Below are 17,877 nucleotides of genomic sequence, written 5' to 3' on the forward strand. Positions count from 1 at the left end.
GTAATGAGCATAATTCAAACAAAAGATCTTGACCTATACTATGGAAATTCACAGGCCTTAAAAAAGATAAATTTAAATATAGACAAAAATACAGTTACAGCCCTCATTGGACCTTCAGGCTGTGGTAAATCTACATTTTTAAGAACTATAAATAGAATGAATGACTTAATTGATTCAGTAAAAATAAAAGGGCAGGTTTTATTTGAAGGTAAAAATATATATGATGACTATGATGTGATTGAACTTAGAAAGAGAATAGGGATAGTATTTCAAAAGCCAAATCCATTTGTTATGTCGGTTTATGATAATGTAGCTTATGGTCCTAGAATACATGGAATAAAAAACAAGGCAAAGCTTGATGAAATAGTAGAAAATAGCTTAAAAGAAGCTGTGCTTTGGGAGGAGGTAAAAGATAGATTAAAAAAGAATGCAATGGGACTTTCAGGAGGACAACAACAAAGACTGTGTATAGCAAGAACCCTAGCCGTAGAGCCAGAAGTAATTCTTATGGATGAACCTACATCTGCTTTAGACCCAATATCTACGTTGAAGATAGAAGAATTAATGGATACATTAAAAAAGCAATATACAGTGATTATAGTTACACATAATATGCAGCAAGCAGGAAGAATATCAGATAATACCGCATTTTTTCTAACAGGAGAAGTTATTGAATATGGAAAAACAGAAGAGATATTTCATAGACCTTTAGATAAAAGAACAGAAGATTATATAACAGGTAGATTTGGTTAAATTTAAAATGAGGTGATATCATGACAAGAAGATCTTTTGATACGGATTTAAAAAATCTTCACAGGGAAGTCTTAAGAATGGGAAGCATTGTAGAAAAACAAATACACCTATCTATAAAAGCTCTTGAAGAGCAAGATGAAAGTCTTTCTATTCAAGTTATAAAACAAGATGATTTAGTGGATGATCTTGAAAGAGAAATAGAAGATAAGTGTATAAAACTTATAGCAATGCAACAACCTTTAGCTAAAGACCTTAGGAATGTATTTACAACTATAAAGATAGTAACAGATTTAGAACGGATGGCGGATCATGCTGTAGACATTGCAAAAATTGTTATAAGATTAAAAGATGAAAAATATATAAGAGAGCTAACAGATATACCAAGAATGTCTTTAATTATTCAACAAATGATAAGAGATTCACTAGATGCATATATAAATGCTGATTCATCCAAAGCTTATGATGTATGTAAGATGGATGATGAGATAGATGATATATACGAGCATTCATTTACAGAGCTTTTAAAGTATATAATAGAAGATAAAAGCAATGCAAAACAAGCTACTCAGTTTTTATTTGTATTTAAATTTCTAGAAAGAATAGCAGATCATGTAACCAATATATGTGAATGGACCATATATTTAGTTACAGGCGAGACTGTGGATTTAAACGATTAATAAATACTAAAAAATAATTATGTAGATAAAAGTTACAATAAGCTGTATAATGTATAATGGAATATTAATTTAGATTTATACTTAAGAGAGTAGATTAAAGTAATTTATATTTTAAGAGAAGATGTAAAAATGCTTTTTCATCTTCTCTTATTTTATTGACTATAAAGGCCAATTAATGTAATATAACTAATTGATAGCAATAAATATGGGAGTGGGAATATGAATACAAAAATATGCGAAGTATTTAAAGACAGTATAGCAGAAGAGTTAGGCATAGAGGTTGGAGATAAAATAATTAGTATCAATGGAAATCAAATAAAAGATATAATAGATTATAGATTTCTTATGGCAGACGAATATGTAGAGGTGGAGATAGAGAAGTCCGATAAAGAACGTTGGATTCTAGAGATAGAAAAGGACTATGATGAGAAACTAGGAATAGAATTTGAAGATGCCATAATGGATGATGCTAGAAGTTGTAGTAATAAGTGCATATTTTGTTTTATAGATCAACTTCCAAAAGGGATGCGTAAATCACTTTACTTTAAAGATGATGATTCAAGACTTTCCTTTTTACAAGGGAATTTTGTAACCCTAACCAATATGAAAGATGATGATATAGATAGAATTATAAGATATAGAATTAGTCCTATTAATATATCTGTACATACAACTAATGGGGAGTTAAGAAAAAGAATGCTAAACAATAGGTTTGCAGGAGATATATATGATAAACTAAAAAAACTAGCTGCGGCAGGAATACAAATGAACTGTCAAATAGTTAGTTGTCCTGAAGTTAATAATGGAAAAGAATTAATAAATACGATTCAAGATCTTTATAAACTTCATCCTTATATCGAAAATGTGGCTGTAGTACCAGTTGGAGTTACTATGCATAGAGAAGGATTATTCCCATTAAAGTTGTATAATAAAGCATTAGCTACAGAAGAAATAAAAAGTGTTAGAAAACTTCAAGATATATATGAAGGTGAAATTCATGAACCTTTTGTACGATTATCTGATGAATTTTATATAACAGCAGGTATAGAAATTCCAGAAGATGAGTTTTATAGGGGATTTAAACAATTAGAAGATGGTATTGGAATGATAAGATTCTTTAGAGATACAATAAAAAAAGATTTACACAAGTTAAATAAATATAGCACAGGTAGTTTTACTATGGTTACAGGGGTCTCTGCCTATGAAGAGATATTAATGGCATCAAAAAATATCATGGAAAGTAATCCTAAAATTGATATAAAGGTAGAAAAGACTATTAATAAGGCTTTTGGAGAAACTATAACAGTAGCAGGATTACTAACAGGAAAAGATATAATAGATAATTTAAGAGAAAAACAATTAGGTGAATTCATAATTATACCTAAAAATATGTTAAGAAGCGGCGAAGAAGTATTTTTAGATGATGTAACTTTAGATAAAATGAAAAGTGAACTAGGCAAGGAAGTACTAGTTTGTGATTATACAGGCGAAGACTTGATAGATATAATAAACAGTAATTGTAAGGAGGAACAAATATGGCAAAACCAGTAGTTGCAATAGTAGGTAGACCCAATGTAGGTAAATCCACTTTGTTTAATAAATTAGCAGGTAAAAGAATTTCAATAGTAGAAGACACTCCAGGAGTAACACGAGATAGAATATACGCAGAGGCTGAGTGGTTAAGGTATAATTTCACAATGATAGACACAGGTGGTATAGAGCCACAAAATGATGATATTATAATTGCTCAAATGAGAAGGCAAGCACAAATTGCTATTGAAACTGCTACTGTAATAATATTTATAGTAGATGGTAAAGAGGGGCTTACACCAGCAGACCATGAAGTAGCACATATGCTTAGAACTAGTAAAAAGCCTGTAGTGCTTGTAGTAAATAAGGTAGATTCACTTAAAGATGAAAATAATGCTTTTGAATTTTATAATTTAGGAATAGGTGATCCTATAACTATATCAGCTACTCAAGGATTAGGTCTTGGAGATATGCTTGATACCGTAGTAGAACACTTTAAAGATAGTGATTATGAAGAGAATGATGATGAATACATTAGGATAGCTATGGTAGGGAAACCTAATGTAGGTAAGTCTTCATTAATTAATAAACTTTTAGGTGAGGATAGAGTAATTGTAAGTGATATTCCTGGAACTACAAGAGACTCTATAGATAGTTACTTAGAAAATGACTTAGGAAAATTTATATTAGTAGATACAGCAGGACTTAGAAGAAAGAGTAAAGTTAAAAAGGAAATTGAAAGATATAGTGTTATAAGAACTCTAACATCTATAGAAAGATCAGATGTGTGTATACTTATGATAGATGCACAAGATGGTGTTACTGATCAAGATGAAAAGATTATAGGATATGCTCATGAGCTTAATAAGGCTGTAATGATAGTAGTTAACAAATGGGACTTAATAGAAAAAGATGATAAAACTATGGAAAAATTTAAAAAGGAAATAGCTATAAAGCTATCATTTTTAAGTTATGCGCCATATCTATTTATTTCAGCACTTACAGGACAAAGAACACATAAGATTTTAGCTATGGCAAAGGATTGTTATAATAATTACTCTAGAAGAATAACTACAGGATTATTAAATGAAGTTGTAAATAGAGCAATACTTATGAAAGAACCACCTGTAGTTGCACTTAAGAGATTAAAAGTATATTATGTTACTCAAACTGGTATAAAACCGCCTACATTTGTATTTTTTGTAAACAATAAAAGTACATTACACTTTTCTTATGAAAGGTACCTAATGAATCAGTTAAGAGCTGGATTTAATTTTGAAGGTACTGGAATTAAGTTAGAATTTAGAGAGAAGAAGGAATAATATGAGTAAAATAACCTTTCTTGGCGGAGGAAGTTTTGGTAGTGCCTTAAGTATACTTTTAGCTAAAAAGGGCCATGATATAACCCTTTGGGATAGGAAGAAGTCTGTCATAGATGATATAAATAATAATAGAAATAATCATAAATATCTAAAGGATGTAAATTTTCCTGAAAATATATTTGCAACAGAAGATATTTCATTAGCTTTAAAAGATTCAGAATTTGTAATCCTTGCAGTACCATCTCATGCTATACGGGAGATAACAAAAGTTATAAAGCCATATATATCAAAAGAATCTATTGTTATAAGCATTGCAAAGGGAATCGAAGAAGGAAGCTACAAGAGATTATCACAGGTTATAGAAGAAGAATTAGAAAATCCAGTTGTAGTATTTTCAGGACCTAGTCATGCAGAGGAAGTTTCTTTAGATATACCTACAACAGTAGTTGTAAGTTCAAAAGATATGGATAAAGCAAAGATTGTTCAAGACTTATTTTTTACACAAAGCCTTAGGGTTTACACTAATGATGATTTAATTGGTGTAGAAATAGGCGGAGCTGTAAAAAATATAATAGCTTTGGCAGCTGGTATATCAGATGGTATAGGATATGGTGATAATGCAAAAGCTGCTTTAATGACTAGAGGGATGAATGAGATAATTAAGATTGGTGAATGCCTTGGAGGAAGAAAAGAAACATTTTTTGGACTTACAGGCATGGGGGACTTAATAGTAACCTGTACTTCTCTTCATAGTAGAAACAGGAGAGCTGGCATACTAATAGGTGAAGGAAAGACTATGGATGAATCTATTGAAAGTGTAGGTATGGTAGTAGAGGGCATAAAAAGTTGTAAGGCTTTTTATGAATTAAAAGAAAAGCTAAATGTATCTATGCCCATAACCGATACTCTATATAAGGTTCTTTTTCAAAACAAAGACCCAGAAGAAGGGGTTAAAGAATTAATGCAAAGGGACAAAAAAGATGAAATTTATTAAGAAGACTAAAATTAGTCTTCTTTTTTTTGTTAGAAGTAATAAAGTGATTAAAGTATCAATATATATATAATGTTAACATATAGTTTAGGAGGGTAGAAATTGAATAATTTTAACATATACAAGGATATATCGGAACGAACCCAAGGGGATATATATGTAGGAGTTGTAGGTCCTGTTAGAACTGGTAAATCAACATTTATTAAACGGTTTATGGATACCATGGTAATTCCTAAAATCGAAAATGCCTATAAGAAACAAAGAGCGAAGGATGAATTACCACAAAGCTCCTCTGGAAAGAGTATTCACACAACAGAACCAAAATTTGTTCCAAATGAAGCTATAGAAATGAGCTTAGAAGATGGAATAAAATTTAAAGTTAGAATGGTTGATTGTGTTGGATACATTGTAAAAGGAGCACTTGGTTATAAAGAGGGAGAAGAGCCTAAGATGGTTACTACACCTTGGTATGATTATGCAATACCATTTGAAGAAGCAGCAGAAATAGGAACAAAAAAAGTTATTACTGAGCATTCTACTATAGGGCTTTTAATAACTACAGATGGAAGTATAACGGATATAACAAGAGAGGAATATGTAGAAGCAGAAGAAAGAGTCGTGGAAGAATTAAAAAATATGAATAGACCATTTATAATTGTTCTTAACTCATCTAAAGAATATGCTCCAGAAACTATAGCACTAAGGAAAGAGTTAGAAGATAAATATGATGTACCAGTCCAAACATTAGATGTATTGAATATGGAAGAAAAAGATATGATGAATCTTTTCCAAAAGGTACTAAAAGAGTTCCCAATTAAAGAGATAAATATAGATATGCCTCATTGGATCGAAAAACTTGAGGGCACACACTGGCTTAAAATTAATTTCCTGAACATAATAAAGGATATGTGCAAAAATGTTTATAAAGTAAGAGATATAAAGAAAACTTTAGATGGAATAAAAGAAGAGGAATTTCTAGAAAATGCTTTAATTGATGAGATGGATATGGGAGAAGGTATAGCTAGGGTTACTATGAATCCTAAAGGTGGAGTATTTTATCAAATACTTAGCGAAATATGTGATTCTAGTATAAAGGGGGAAGATGAACTTTTAACTGTTATAAAAGAATTTCATCTAGCAAAGGTTGAATACGATAAAATATCTATGGCATTAAAAGATGTAAAAGAAACAGGCTATGGACTTGTACCACCTCAATTAGCTGAAATGAAGTTCGAAGAGCCAGAAATAGTAAAACAGGGCAATAAGTATGGCGTAAAATTAAAAGCTAGCGCACCATCCTTGCACTTTATTAAGGCTGATATTAAAACAGAAATATCTCCTATTATGGGATCTGAAAAGGAGAGTGAAGATTTAGTAAAATCTTTATTAGAACAATTTGAAAGTGATCCTTCAAAAATGTGGCAAAGTAATATGTTTGGTAAGTCCTTAGAAGTATTAGTAAAAGAAGGACTTCAAAATAAATTATATAAGATGCCAGAAGATGTCCAAAGCAAAATTCAAAGGACACTTCAAAAGATAATTAATGAAGGAAATGGTGGGCTCATTTGTATAATATTATAAGTTTAATATTAGATTAAATATTAAATTTAAATCAAAGGTGTGACAAAGTATACATGATATTTTGTCACACCTTTGAATAATTATAATTTACATATTAGAGTCTTGTTATAATAAGACTTTAATATATTTACATAAAGATAATATAAAGCTATAATAATAAGTAAGTAGGTTATTATAACCAATAAATTAATATTGTGAAATATAGCCCTTCATCTTAAATAGAAGATGATAGGTTTTATTTTTTAAAATAACATATAGTACATTTAAAGTACACACTTGAAAGGATGAATAGCATGAGTAATGAAGAACTAGGAGAACTTTTATTCCCTAAAATAGAGAAAACGCCGAAATATTATTTAGAACGTTATCCAAAAAGAGAGATTAAAGAAGAAGCTAAGGTAGTTAGATATGCTCCAAGCCCTACAGGATTTCAGCATATAGGTGGTGTATTTGCAGCGCTTATAGATGAAAGAATAGCAAGTCAAAGTGAAGGGGTTTTTATATTAAGAATAGAGGATACTGATCAAAAAAGAGAGGTTGAAGGAGCTATTTATGACACTATAGAAACCATGAAACACTTTGGCATGAATTTTAATGAAGGTGTCACAGGAGATGATAAAGAAATAGGCGAGTATGGTCCTTATAAACAAAGCCTTAGAAAAGAAATTTACCAAACTTTTGCAAAAGACTTAGTTAAAAAAGGATTAGCATATCCATGTTTTTGCACTCAAGAAGAATTAAACGAAGTTAGAGAAAATCAAATTTCAATAAAGGTTACTCCAGGATACTATGGGGAGTATGCAAAATGTAGAAATTTATCTTTAGATGACATTAAGTCTCATATTGAAAAGGGTGATAATTTTATTTTAAGATTAAAATCGCCAGGGGATATAGAAAATAGAGTTGAATTTCATGACTTAATAAAAGGAGATATTTCTTTTCCAGAAAACAATCAGGACATAGTTATAATAAAGTCAGATGGGCTTCCAACTTATCATTTTGCACATGCTATTGACGATTATTTAATGAAGACAACTCATGTAATAAGGGGTGAGGAATGGTTATCATCATTACCAATACATGTTCAATTATTTGAGGTTTTGGGATTTGATGCTCCAAAGTTTGCTCATATTCCAACTATAATGAAACAAGATGGAGATGCTAAAAGAAAACTAAGCAAAAGAAAAGATCCAGAAAGTGCTGTTTCTTATTACAAAGAGCAGGGGTATCCTGTGGAATCAGTTACTGAGTATCTTTTGAATATAATAAATTCTAATTTCGAACAATGGAGAGAAGAAAATCCTAAACTAAGTTATAAGGACTTTCCAGTATCTTTAGAGAAGATGAGCAAAAGTGGAGCTTTATTTGATATAATTAAGCTAAATGATGTAAGTAAAAATATAATAGCTAAAATGAACTCTGACAAAGTATATGAATTATATATAGAGTGGGCAAAAGAATTTGACAAAGAAAGTTATGATCTTGCAGTTAAGTATGAAGATAAATTAAGAAAAGTCTTTAATATAGATAAAGAAGGAACAAAGCCAAGAAAAGACTTTGAAAAGTGGAGTGATGTTAAAGAAAAGATATTTTATTTCTTTGATGAACTATTCTATCTTAAAGGGGTAGAGGATGTAGAACTTCCTAAAAATATGAGCTTAGATGAAGCAAAAAGTATAGTTAAAGAATATATTAAAATATTTAATATAAACGAAGACAATAATGTATGGTTTGAAAACCTAAAGTCACTAGCTTTAAAATTAGGTTATGCAGGAGATAGAAAAACTTTTAAAAAGGATCCAGAAAGCTATAAAGGTATGGTTTCAGATGTTGCTGGAGTTATAAGAAGTGCGCTCACACATAGAACAAATACACCTGATTTGCACACTATAATTCAAATAATGGGTAAAGAAAAGGTAGAAGAAAGATTTGAAAAGTTTTTAAATTTATAAAAACATATTGACAATTATAATTACAGATGGTAGTCTAAATAAGATAGTAAGCCTTTAATTTGATTCAGAGAAATCAGTAAGGAAGATATAGATGAATATAACAATATTTATGTTATTGTTATGCCTTCCTTTTTAAGGAAGGCATTTTTTGTTAAGTTGTTTAGATAATAACTTATTCAATTTATATAAATGCATCTATAGAAATGTAAAACAATAGCGATGAAAGTTAAGGCCTACAAAAATTAAATATTATATAACCTTTAAAATTAACACAGTGATGTTAAAAGGAGAGATGATTATGTTAAAAGGAAGACACTTAGTTGACCCTATGGATTTTACTCTAGAGGAAATTCAAGAAATACTTATTCTAAGTGAAAAAATTATTTTAAATCCAAATGATTATTCAGATATTTGTAAAGGTAAAATATTAGCAAGTCTATTCTATGAGCCAAGCACTAGAACCAGATTTAGCTTTGAGGCCGCTATGTTAAGACTTGGAGGACAGGTTATAGGCTTTTCAGAAGCAAATTCTAGTTCTGTAGCTAAGGGCGAAAGTATTGCAGATACTATAAGGACTGTAGGCTGCTATGCTGATATAGCAGCTATTAGACACCCTAAAGAGGGATCTTCAAAAATCGCATCTCAGTACTCCTCTATTCCAGTAATAAATGCAGGAGATGGGGGACATCAACATCCAACTCAGACACTTACAGATTTACTCACCATAAAAAGCATAAAAGGAAACTTAGATAATAATGTAATTGGTATTTGTGGTGATTTAAAATTTGGAAGAACAGTACACTCTCTAATAAAATCCATGTCTAGATACAAAAACAATAAATTCGTATTAATATCTCCAAAGCAATTAAGCATACCAGATTATATAAGTAAAGAAGTATTAAAAAAGAATAATATAGAATACCTAGAAATAGAAAAAATGGATGATGTAATAAAAGATTTAGATATTCTTTATATGACAAGAGTTCAAAAAGAAAGATTCTTTAATGAAGATGAGTATTTAAAGCTTAAAGATAGTTATATATTAAATAAAGAAAAAATGAACAAATCTAAAGAAGATATGATAGTTATGCATCCTTTACCAAGAGTTAACGAAATAGCCTATGAAGTAGATGAAGATCCAAGAGCTTGTTATTTTGAGCAAGCTAAATATGGAATGTATGTAAGAATGGCTTTAATGGCTAAACTTTTGGGGGTGAACTAATATGGTTTCTATAAATAGTATTAGAAAAGGTATTGTGATAGATCACATAAAGGCTGGGCTTGGAATGAAAATATTTAAATATCTAGGTTTAGATAATGCAAATTATACCGTGGCTTTAATTATGAATGCTCCAAGTTCTAAACTTAATAGGAAAGATATGATAAAAATAGAAAACGAGCTAGATATAGATTACACAGTACTTGGGATTTTAGATCCCTCAATAACTATAGATATAATAGAGGATGAAAAGATAGTAAAAAAATTAAAACTTCAACTACCTCTAAATGTTGAGAATATAATAAAATGCAAAAATCCAAGGTGTATAACTTCTGTAGAAAATTATATTCCTCAAAGCTTTTATTTATCAGATAGAAAAAATAGTGAGTATAGATGTACTTATTGTGATGAAGCTTCTAATCTTGAAGATATATAAAAAGGAGGAGTAATAATGAGGTTGCTTATAAAGAACGTAAATATAATAGATTACAAGGATAATTTTTTCGGAGATGTTTATATAGAAGAAGGAAAAATAACTAGTATAGGAAAAAATATAGATAAAGAATGTGAAATCATAGATGGAAAGGGATATAAGTTACTTCCGGCTTTTGTAGATCTTCATAGCCATTTTAGAGATCCAGGGTATACCTATAAAGAAGATTTATATACAGGAAGTAAAGCAGCAGCGAAGGGTGGATATACAGTAGTAAATCTTATGGCAAATACAAATCCTGTTTGCAGCAATACAAAGGTATTAAGTAGTATAAGAAATAAAGCTAAAGAAATAAATATCATTGACATAAATCAGTGTATGGCAATTACAGAAGATATTAAGGGTGAAAACATTGATAGTCTTAAAGAAATAACAAGGTATGATGAGATTAAATTTGTAAGTGACGACGGCAAAGGTGTATCTGATAGCAAAGTTATGATTGAGGCCATGAGGGTATGCAAAGATAAAGATATTACAATGATTTCGCATGCTGAGAGTCAAGAATTATCAGATATTGATATGAGGCTTGCTGAAAATACTATGACATGGAGAGATATAGTACTTGCTAAATTTACGGGAGTAAAGCTTCACTTAGCGCATGTTAGTACAAAAGAATCTATGAAATATATAATTGAAGCTAAGGAGGAAGGATCTAAGGTAACCTGCGAGGTAACACCTCATCATATAGCCCTTACTTCTAAAACAAATTATAGAGTAAACCCTCCTTTAAGAGAAGAAGAGGATAGAAAGTTTTTGATAAAAGCTATTAAAGATGGATATGTAGATGCAATAGCTACAGACCATGCACCTCATAGCAAAAAGGATAAAGAAAAAGGATCCCCAGGGCTTATAGGGCTTGAAAGTGCCTTTAATGTATGTTACACAACTTTAGTTAAAGAAGAAGGAATATCTATAAATAAGTTGTCAGAAATTATGTCATATAATCCAGCTAGAATAATGGGGCTTAATAAGGGGAAAATTAGCATAGGGTTTGATGCAGACTTTGTTTTAGTAGATACAGAAAAACAATGCGAAATATATGAGGAAGATATAATTTCAAAAAGTAACAACACTCCCTTTATAGGGTTTAAAGGATATGGGAAAATACTTGCAACTATAAAAGGTGGCAAAGTTATTTATAAAGGAGATATATAATTATGAGTATAATGGATAAACTTTACGAAAAGGTTGAAGAAAGAGGGAATACTTGTGTAGGCTTAGATACCAGTTTAGATTATATACCTCCATCAATAAAGATAAAATTTACAAATTATGAAGATATGATATTTAATTTTAATAAGGAGATAATAGATTCAACCTTTGATAAGGTGGCTTGCTTTAAACTTCAGATAGCTTATTATGAGGCACAAGGTATAGAAGGTTTAAGAGCATACTCAAAGACATTAAAATATATAAAAGAAAAAGACTCTTTAGCTATAGGTGATATAAAAAGAGGGGATATAAAAGATACAGCAAAGATGTATGCAAAAGCGCATTTTGAAGGAGACTTAGAGTGTGACTTTATAACCTTAAATCCTTATATGGGAATGGATAGCATAGAACCCTACCTTCCTTATATAAAAAAAGGAGATAAAGGAGTTTTTATTTTAATTAGAACTTCTAATAAGGGAGCCGAGGATATACAGTATATAGAATCAAAGGATGGAAAAAGAGTATATGATATCATGGGCGAAAAGATATCTTGTATGGGCAGGGAATATATAGGTGAAAAAGGATATAGCCAAATAGGAGCTGTTGTAGGATGCACTCACATAGAAGAAGGAAAAGATTTAAGAGAAAAGTTAAATAATACCTTCTTTTTAATACCTGGATATGGTGCTCAAGGGGGAAGAGCAGAAGATGTAGCAATTTATTTAAATAAAGGTAATGGAGGAGTTGTGAACTCTTCTAGAAAGATAATTTTAGCTTATAAAGAGCATAAAGGAGAAGATGTAGGGTTTTATGCTCGGCAGGAAGTAATGAGGATGAATGATGAAATAAAAAATGCTTTAAATATTTAAATTTATGGAGGTATATATGAGTGCTAATTTTACGAAAGTAAAGGTAATAAAAAATGATGAAGTTTATAATAATATATTTAGCCTTTGTGTTGAATTAAATGAAGATGTAGAAAATTTACTTCCAGGTAAGTTTTATATGTTAAAGCTAGAAGATACTGAAACCCTTTTACCAAGACCAATAAGTATATGCAGTTTTAATTCAAATAAACTGGAATTTCTTTATGAAGTTGTGGGAAAGGGTACTAAAAGTTTTAGTACCCTTTCTACGGGAGAATATATAAATATAATTGGCCCTTTAGGAAATGGGTTTCCAGTGCATGAAGCTAAAGGAAAGATAGCTATTATATCGGGAGGCATTGGCATAGCACCAATGAAAGAACTCATAAAAAGTTTAAAGGATTCAAAGGATATAGATATAATACACTTATATTCAGGTTTTAGGGAAGAACCTTATTTTATGGAAGGCTTTAAAGATACAGCCGACAAAATTTATATAGCTACGGATAGTGGAAAGGAAGGACATAAAGGCTTTATAACAGATATTATAGATTATAAAAATTATGATTTAGTATTTTGTTGTGGGCCCTTACCTATGATGAAAAAGGTTGCACAAAGCTGCAAGGAATGTGGGGTTAAATCTTATATATCTATGGAAGGTCATATGGCCTGTGGTGTTGGAGCCTGCCTTGTATGCACATGTAAAACTAAAGAGGGAAATAAAAGAACATGTAAAGATGGACCAATTTTCTTAGGTGAAACCTTAGAATTTTAAAGGGAGAGTATTATGAAAATAAATATAAATGGTATTGAATTTAAAAATCCTGTTATAGCAGCCTCTGGTACCTTTGGATTTGGGCAAGAATACAATGATTTTTATGATGTAGGAAAGCTTGGAGGTATATGTACTAAAGGGCTTACTCTAAATCCTAAAGAAGGAAATGAAGGCGTTAGATCCTATGAAACTCCTTTAGGTATGCTAAACAGTGTAGGACTACAAAATATAGGTGTAGAAGAATTTGTAACAAGTGAACTTCCTAAAATGAAAAAACTAAATACAAATATAATAGCTAATTTAGGTGGAGGATCTATAGAAGACTACGAAAGGGCCGTAGAGATTTTAAACAGTAGTGATATAGATATGATAGAACTTAACATATCTTGCCCTAATGTAAAGGAGGGTGGCATGGCCTTTGGTATAAAATCTGAAGTTGCTTATGATGTAGTATCTAGGATAAAAAAGATAAGTAAAAAGAAGATAATGGTAAAGTTATCTCCTAATGCAGAGGATATTGTAGATATGGCATATAATTGCTGTATGGCTGGAGCTGATAGTTTGTCATTAATAAATACATTAAAGGGTATGGCTATAGATATAAAATCAAAGAAACCTGTATTTAATAACATATTTGCTGGATTATCTGGTCCGGCAGTTAAACCTATAGCACTAAGAATGGTTTATGAAGTCTCTTCTAAAGTTAATATACCCGTAGTTGGAATAGGTGGTATAGCTTCCACAGAAGACGCACTTGAATTTATAATGGCAGGAGCTACAGCAGTTCAGATAGGAACTGCAAATTTTTATAATCCAAGGGTTGGAATAGAAGTAGTTAATGGTATACATAAGTATATGAAAGAAGAAGGAATAAAGGATTTGTCGGAAATAAGAGGCATAGCACAAATATAATTTTAAGGAGTTGTTATTATGATTATAGATATATTAAAGAATAGTAAAGCTTTATTAGAAGGTCACTTTTTATTATCATCGGGGATGCATAGTAATAAATATTGCCAGTGCGCTAAGGTATTAGAAGATCCAAAAGAAGCAGAAAAGGTTTTAGAAAATGTAGCAACACAGCTAAAAGATATTGAATTTGATGTTGTTGTTGGACCTGCTATGGGAGGAATACTTGTAGCTTATGAATTAGCAAGGCAACTTCAGAAGACATGTATCTTCACAGAAAGACAAGATGGGAAGATGACACTAAAAAGAGGGTTTGAATTAAAAAAAGGACAAAAGGTTATAATTTCAGAAGATGTTGTAACTACAGGGAAATCTTTTAAAGAAACAGAAGAGGTTATAAAATCATACGGAGCAGAAGTAGTGGCTGTTGCATGCATAGTGGATAGAAGTAATGGAAAGATACATGAAAGGCCACTATACAGTGCTATAAAGCTTCAGGTAGACAACTACGATCCAAAAGACTGTCCTTTATGCAAAGAATCAATACCTTATATAAAACCTGGTAGTAGGGATATTAAATAAAGTTATGATTTAAGATAAGGTTATGTGATTACTCGGATAAGGCAACATAAACGAACTATAGATATTATTAATAGAATAATATGATTACATTTAAAATACTAACTTGATATAAAGTATAAAAGGTGTTACTATATTAATATTGGGTACGCACCTAAAAATACTAGGCTCCTTGGTCAAGCGGTTAAGACACCACCCTCTCACGGTGGAATCAGGGGTTCGATTCCCCTAGGAGTCACCAAATGTTAGAATATAAAGATTTGAAGGAATTCAGATCTTTATATTTTTTTGTCTTAGTAAGGGTTTATACGCTATGAAAATAATGTTTTGTTTAAAATACAAGGATAAAAAACTGTTTGATTTTCGAAAGTAGAACTTTATCTCTTTTCAATTTTGGCTAAAGTAAGTATAATAGCATTGTACTTAAAATATATAAATAATGTAGTGAAGGTGAATTATGGGAAGATTAATATTGGCAGAAAAGCCTTCTGTAGCTAGAAATATAGCAGAAGCACTAGGATGTAAAATTAAAAAAGATGGATATATTGAAGGTCCAGGATATGTAATAACTTGGGCATTTGGTCATTTGTTGACCTTGTATGATGGCAAGGATTATGATGAAAAGTTAGCTTTATGGGATTTTGATTACTTTCCATATATACCAGATGAGTTCAAGTATAAAATTAAAAATGACAGTAAGAATAAAAAGGTAGTGGATAAAGGGGCAAAAAAGCAATTAGATATTATAAGCAGCCTTATAAATAGAAAAGATATTGAAGAAATTATAACGGCTACAGATTTTGATAGAGAGGGAGAGCTTATTGCCCTTCTTATATTTAAATATTTAAATGTAGAAAAACCTATACATAGGATACTAATTAATGAATGGACTCCAGAAGAGGTTAATAAAGGGCTTAATAACCTAAAGACAAATGAGCAAATGAGTACCCTACAAGATGCTGGACTTAGTAGGCAACTAGCAGACTGGGTAATAGGTATAAACTTCACTGCAGTTGCTACAATGAAGTATACACGGGGAAGGGGGAACTTACTTAATATTGGAAGGGTACTCATGCCAACACTTAAGCTAATTTATGATAGAGAATTAGAAATAAAAAACTTTAAACCAGAAGCTTTTAATGAATTGTTTACTACTTTCGAAAATCAATTTGGAAAGTATAAAGGTAAGTTTTTTCATGGAAGTAAAGATAAATTTAAAAATAAGGAAAGCGTTGTTAGGTTAAAGGATGAGGTTCAGGGAAAACCTGGTGTGATAAAGAGCAAAAAGGTGGAAATAAAAAATGAATATCCACAATCACTATTTAACTTAAGTAATCTCCAAGGATTTGTTACTAGTAAATTCAATGGATGGACCGCGGATAAGGTATTAAAGGTAGCACAAAGTTTATATGAGAAAAAATACATAACTTATCCTAGGACCGAAAGTACAGCGTTAGAGGAAAGCATTAAGGATAAGGCTAAAAATGTATTAATGATACTTAAAAAGGATATTCCATTTAAAGATGAAATAGTTTTTAATGAGTCGAAGAAAGTATTTAATAATGAAAAGGTAGAAAGTCATAGTGCTATAATACCAACTTATATTGTTCCTAAAAATTTAGATAAAGATGAAATGGAACTGTATAGTAGTATAAAAAATAGATTTTTATCTCAATTCATGGATGCAGCGCAGTATGAAAATACTGAGATTGTAACATCTGTACAGGGAGATAATTATGAAAGGCTATTTGTGACTAAAGGAAGGATACTTATAAATAAAGGTTGGCTTAAGCTTTATAATGAAGATAAAAAGGAAGAACTATTACCAAAGATAAGTGAAAATGAGAAGGTTGAAAGCAGTGATACTGTTGTTGTATCTAAAAAGAGTAAACCACCTGCTCATTATACAGAAAAGACACTTTTGAAATCTATGGAAACCTGTGGTAAAGGTAATAAATCGCAAGAACAAGATGATGAAGAGTCTCAAATATTGTATGGATATTCTATAGGTACCGCAGCTACAAGAGCAGATACCATAAATAAGCTAAAGTATGCAAGGTATATCTCTACAAAGGGGAAATCACTATTAATAACTGATATAGGAAGTAAGCTTATAGAAAACTTTCCTGTGAAAGAATTAATGGATACTGACTATACAGGAAGGCTTGAAAAAAAGTTATATGATATAGAAAAAGGAAGCTATAATAAAGATGAGTTTTTAAAAGAAATATATAATTTTACAAGGGTTGGAGTAATGAGGATGAAGTCTAGTAGAGCCACCATAATAAATGATACAAGAGAAGCAAAAGAAATAAAAAAGTAACTATTAATTAGCTTTTACACTATGAATTAATAGTTACTTAAATTAAAATATTAAGACAGATTTTTAGTGTATAACTAAGTAAAAGACAAAGAGATTGCAAATTAATATAAATATTGATAGGCTATTTACATATCAATATTTATTTCATTAGGATCTTCACCGAAAAGCCTTAATTTTTTTAGCTTGTTTTCAAGATATAAAGTGACAAATAAAACCTCTATGCCTGTACAAATAAAGTATATACCAATTAATCTTGATAAGGTTACAAAAGCAATATAAGGTTTAAATATAATCATTAAGGCAAAACATAAAGATATGAAGGATAGAATTATACCTAAATATCCTTTTTCCACACTTCTGCCTTTAAAGGATTTTAAAAATAAGGTTATTGAAATATAGGCACACCATAAACCTAATATGATAGAAAATGACAATATTGATAGGCTTTCGTTGAAATAAAACAAAATAGCCACAATAATGAAAATAATCCCTTCAAATAAGTTTAAAATAAACATATAATTTTCTTTAAATCTACGTTTATCTACTAAGGTTTTTATAAGTTTTACAGAACCTAAAGTTATTAAAAGTATTTGAAATATTAATGATAAAATAGAAAGAGATTCTGTAGGATATACAAAGCTTATAATACCTATAAATAGGAATAATATACCTTGTAATATTGATAACATCTTAATATGCTTCATAAAATTTCCTCCTTTATAATATATTATAGATATATTATAAAGGATAAAGAC

Annotated in this window: 16 protein-coding genes and 1 tRNA gene; 16 read left to right on the forward strand and 1 reads right to left on the reverse strand. The window is 30.3% G+C overall.

The features are described from left to right. Window positions 1-3 precede the first annotated feature (3 nt). The 16 genes from pstB (at window position 4) to BD821_RS01545 (ending at window position 17,122) form a co-directional block, all read left to right on the forward strand. The gene (gene pstB, locus BD821_RS01470) at window positions 4-753 is read left to right on the forward strand and encodes a phosphate ABC transporter ATP-binding protein PstB (RefSeq protein ID WP_029453329.1); all 750 of its coding nucleotides are present in this window, start codon (window positions 4-6) and stop codon (window positions 751-753) included. 20 nt (window positions 754-773) lie between these two features. Further along, window positions 774-1,430, forward strand: a complete 657-nt coding sequence (gene phoU / locus BD821_RS01475) for a phosphate signaling complex protein PhoU (RefSeq protein ID WP_029453328.1) — start codon at window positions 774-776, stop codon at window positions 1,428-1,430. Between the two features lie 219 nt (window positions 1,431-1,649). After that, entirely contained in the window at window positions 1,650-2,981 is a 1,332-nt protein-coding gene (locus BD821_RS01480; protein WP_029453327.1) for a DUF512 domain-containing protein, read from the forward strand. Beyond that, window positions 2,966-4,282, forward strand: coding sequence for a ribosome biogenesis GTPase Der (der, locus tag BD821_RS01485; protein WP_029453326.1), 1,317 nt, complete (start codon window positions 2,966-2,968; stop codon window positions 4,280-4,282). The genes BD821_RS01480 and der overlap by 16 nt, the downstream gene beginning before the upstream one ends. A gap of 1 nt (window position 4,283) precedes the next feature. Continuing rightward, the gene (locus BD821_RS01490) at window positions 4,284-5,276 is read left to right on the forward strand and encodes an NAD(P)H-dependent glycerol-3-phosphate dehydrogenase (RefSeq protein ID WP_104408989.1); all 993 of its coding nucleotides are present in this window, start codon (window positions 4,284-4,286) and stop codon (window positions 5,274-5,276) included. Window positions 5,277-5,375: 99 nt separating this feature from the next. Beyond that, window positions 5,376-6,854 (forward strand): stage IV sporulation protein A, encoded by a 1,479-nt coding sequence (gene spoIVA / locus BD821_RS01495; RefSeq protein WP_029453324.1) that lies wholly within the window; start codon window positions 5,376-5,378, stop codon window positions 6,852-6,854. 293 nt (window positions 6,855-7,147) lie between these two features. Next, complete coding sequence (gene gltX, locus BD821_RS01500; RefSeq protein WP_104408990.1) at window positions 7,148-8,806, forward strand: glutamate--tRNA ligase; 1,659 nt, start codon at window positions 7,148-7,150, stop codon at window positions 8,804-8,806. Between the two features lie 298 nt (window positions 8,807-9,104). Then, on the forward strand, window positions 9,105-10,028 hold the full coding sequence (pyrB, locus tag BD821_RS01505; protein WP_104408991.1) for an aspartate carbamoyltransferase: 924 nt from the start codon (window positions 9,105-9,107) through the stop codon (window positions 10,026-10,028). A 1-nt stretch (window position 10,029) separates the two neighbouring features. Continuing rightward, window positions 10,030-10,461: an aspartate carbamoyltransferase regulatory subunit gene (locus BD821_RS01510; RefSeq protein ID WP_104408992.1), complete on the forward strand. Its 432-nt coding sequence runs from the start codon at window positions 10,030-10,032 to the stop codon at window positions 10,459-10,461. Between the two features lie 15 nt (window positions 10,462-10,476). Then, window positions 10,477-11,673 carry a dihydroorotase gene (locus BD821_RS01515; protein ID WP_104408993.1) on the forward strand — a complete coding sequence of 399 codons (1,197 nt, stop codon included), beginning with the start codon at window positions 10,477-10,479 and terminating at the stop codon, window positions 11,671-11,673. A 2-nt stretch (window positions 11,674-11,675) separates the two neighbouring features. Continuing rightward, window positions 11,676-12,539, forward strand: coding sequence for an orotidine-5'-phosphate decarboxylase (gene pyrF, locus BD821_RS01520; RefSeq protein ID WP_104408994.1), 864 nt, complete (start codon window positions 11,676-11,678; stop codon window positions 12,537-12,539). A gap of 16 nt (window positions 12,540-12,555) precedes the next feature. Further along, complete coding sequence (locus tag BD821_RS01525; RefSeq protein WP_104408995.1) at window positions 12,556-13,311, forward strand: dihydroorotate dehydrogenase electron transfer subunit; 756 nt, start codon at window positions 12,556-12,558, stop codon at window positions 13,309-13,311. Window positions 13,312-13,320: 9 nt separating this feature from the next. Beyond that, window positions 13,321-14,223 (forward strand): dihydroorotate dehydrogenase, encoded by a 903-nt coding sequence (locus BD821_RS01530; protein ID WP_185158481.1) that lies wholly within the window; start codon window positions 13,321-13,323, stop codon window positions 14,221-14,223. Between the two features lie 18 nt (window positions 14,224-14,241). Next, the gene (pyrE, locus tag BD821_RS01535) at window positions 14,242-14,802 is read left to right on the forward strand and encodes an orotate phosphoribosyltransferase (protein WP_104408997.1); all 561 of its coding nucleotides are present in this window, start codon (window positions 14,242-14,244) and stop codon (window positions 14,800-14,802) included. A gap of 163 nt (window positions 14,803-14,965) precedes the next feature. Further along, window positions 14,966-15,040 (forward strand) — tRNA-Glu (locus tag BD821_RS01540). 216 nt (window positions 15,041-15,256) lie between these two features. Further along, entirely contained in the window at window positions 15,257-17,122 is a 1,866-nt protein-coding gene (locus BD821_RS01545) for a type IA DNA topoisomerase (RefSeq protein ID WP_104408998.1), read from the forward strand. Between the two features lie 125 nt (window positions 17,123-17,247). On the opposite strand, the gene BD821_RS01550 is transcribed toward BD821_RS01545, so the two are convergent. Further along, window positions 17,248-17,826 carry an HdeD family acid-resistance protein gene (locus BD821_RS01550; protein WP_104408999.1) on the reverse strand — a complete coding sequence of 193 codons (579 nt, stop codon included), beginning with the start codon at window positions 17,824-17,826 and terminating at the stop codon, window positions 17,248-17,250. Window positions 17,827-17,877: the final 51 nt, after the last annotated feature.

Source organism: Clostridium algidicarnis DSM 15099, from assembly GCF_002934235.1.
GTDB classification, from domain to species: Bacteria; Bacillota; Clostridia; order Clostridiales; family Clostridiaceae; genus Clostridium_L; species Clostridium_L algidicarnis.

Excerpts from the sequence above, each read along its gene's own strand:
- pstB (WP_029453329.1), top strand. The coding sequence starts at position 4 with ATGAGCATAATTCAAACAAAAGATCTTGACCTATACTATGGAAATTCA.
- phoU (WP_029453328.1), top strand. The coding sequence starts at position 774 with ATGACAAGAAGATCTTTTGATACGGATTTAAAAAATCTTCACAGGGAA.
- BD821_RS01480 (WP_029453327.1), top strand. The coding sequence starts at position 1,650 with ATGAATACAAAAATATGCGAAGTATTTAAAGACAGTATAGCAGAAGAG.
- der (WP_029453326.1), top strand. The coding sequence starts at position 2,966 with ATGGCAAAACCAGTAGTTGCAATAGTAGGTAGACCCAATGTAGGTAAA.
- BD821_RS01490 (WP_104408989.1), top strand. The coding sequence starts at position 4,284 with ATGAGTAAAATAACCTTTCTTGGCGGAGGAAGTTTTGGTAGTGCCTTA.
- gltX (WP_104408990.1), top strand. The coding sequence starts at position 7,148 with ATGAGTAATGAAGAACTAGGAGAACTTTTATTCCCTAAAATAGAGAAA.
- pyrB (WP_104408991.1), top strand. The coding sequence starts at position 9,105 with ATGTTAAAAGGAAGACACTTAGTTGACCCTATGGATTTTACTCTAGAG.
- BD821_RS01510 (WP_104408992.1), top strand. The coding sequence starts at position 10,030 with ATGGTTTCTATAAATAGTATTAGAAAAGGTATTGTGATAGATCACATA.
- BD821_RS01515 (WP_104408993.1), top strand. The coding sequence starts at position 10,477 with ATGAGGTTGCTTATAAAGAACGTAAATATAATAGATTACAAGGATAAT.
- pyrF (WP_104408994.1), top strand. The coding sequence starts at position 11,676 with ATGAGTATAATGGATAAACTTTACGAAAAGGTTGAAGAAAGAGGGAAT.
- BD821_RS01525 (WP_104408995.1), top strand. The coding sequence starts at position 12,556 with ATGAGTGCTAATTTTACGAAAGTAAAGGTAATAAAAAATGATGAAGTT.
- pyrE (WP_104408997.1), top strand. The coding sequence starts at position 14,242 with ATGATTATAGATATATTAAAGAATAGTAAAGCTTTATTAGAAGGTCAC.
- BD821_RS01545 (WP_104408998.1), top strand. The coding sequence starts at position 15,257 with ATGGGAAGATTAATATTGGCAGAAAAGCCTTCTGTAGCTAGAAATATA.
- BD821_RS01550 (WP_104408999.1), bottom strand. The coding sequence starts at position 17,826 with ATGAAGCATATTAAGATGTTATCAATATTACAAGGTATATTATTCCTA.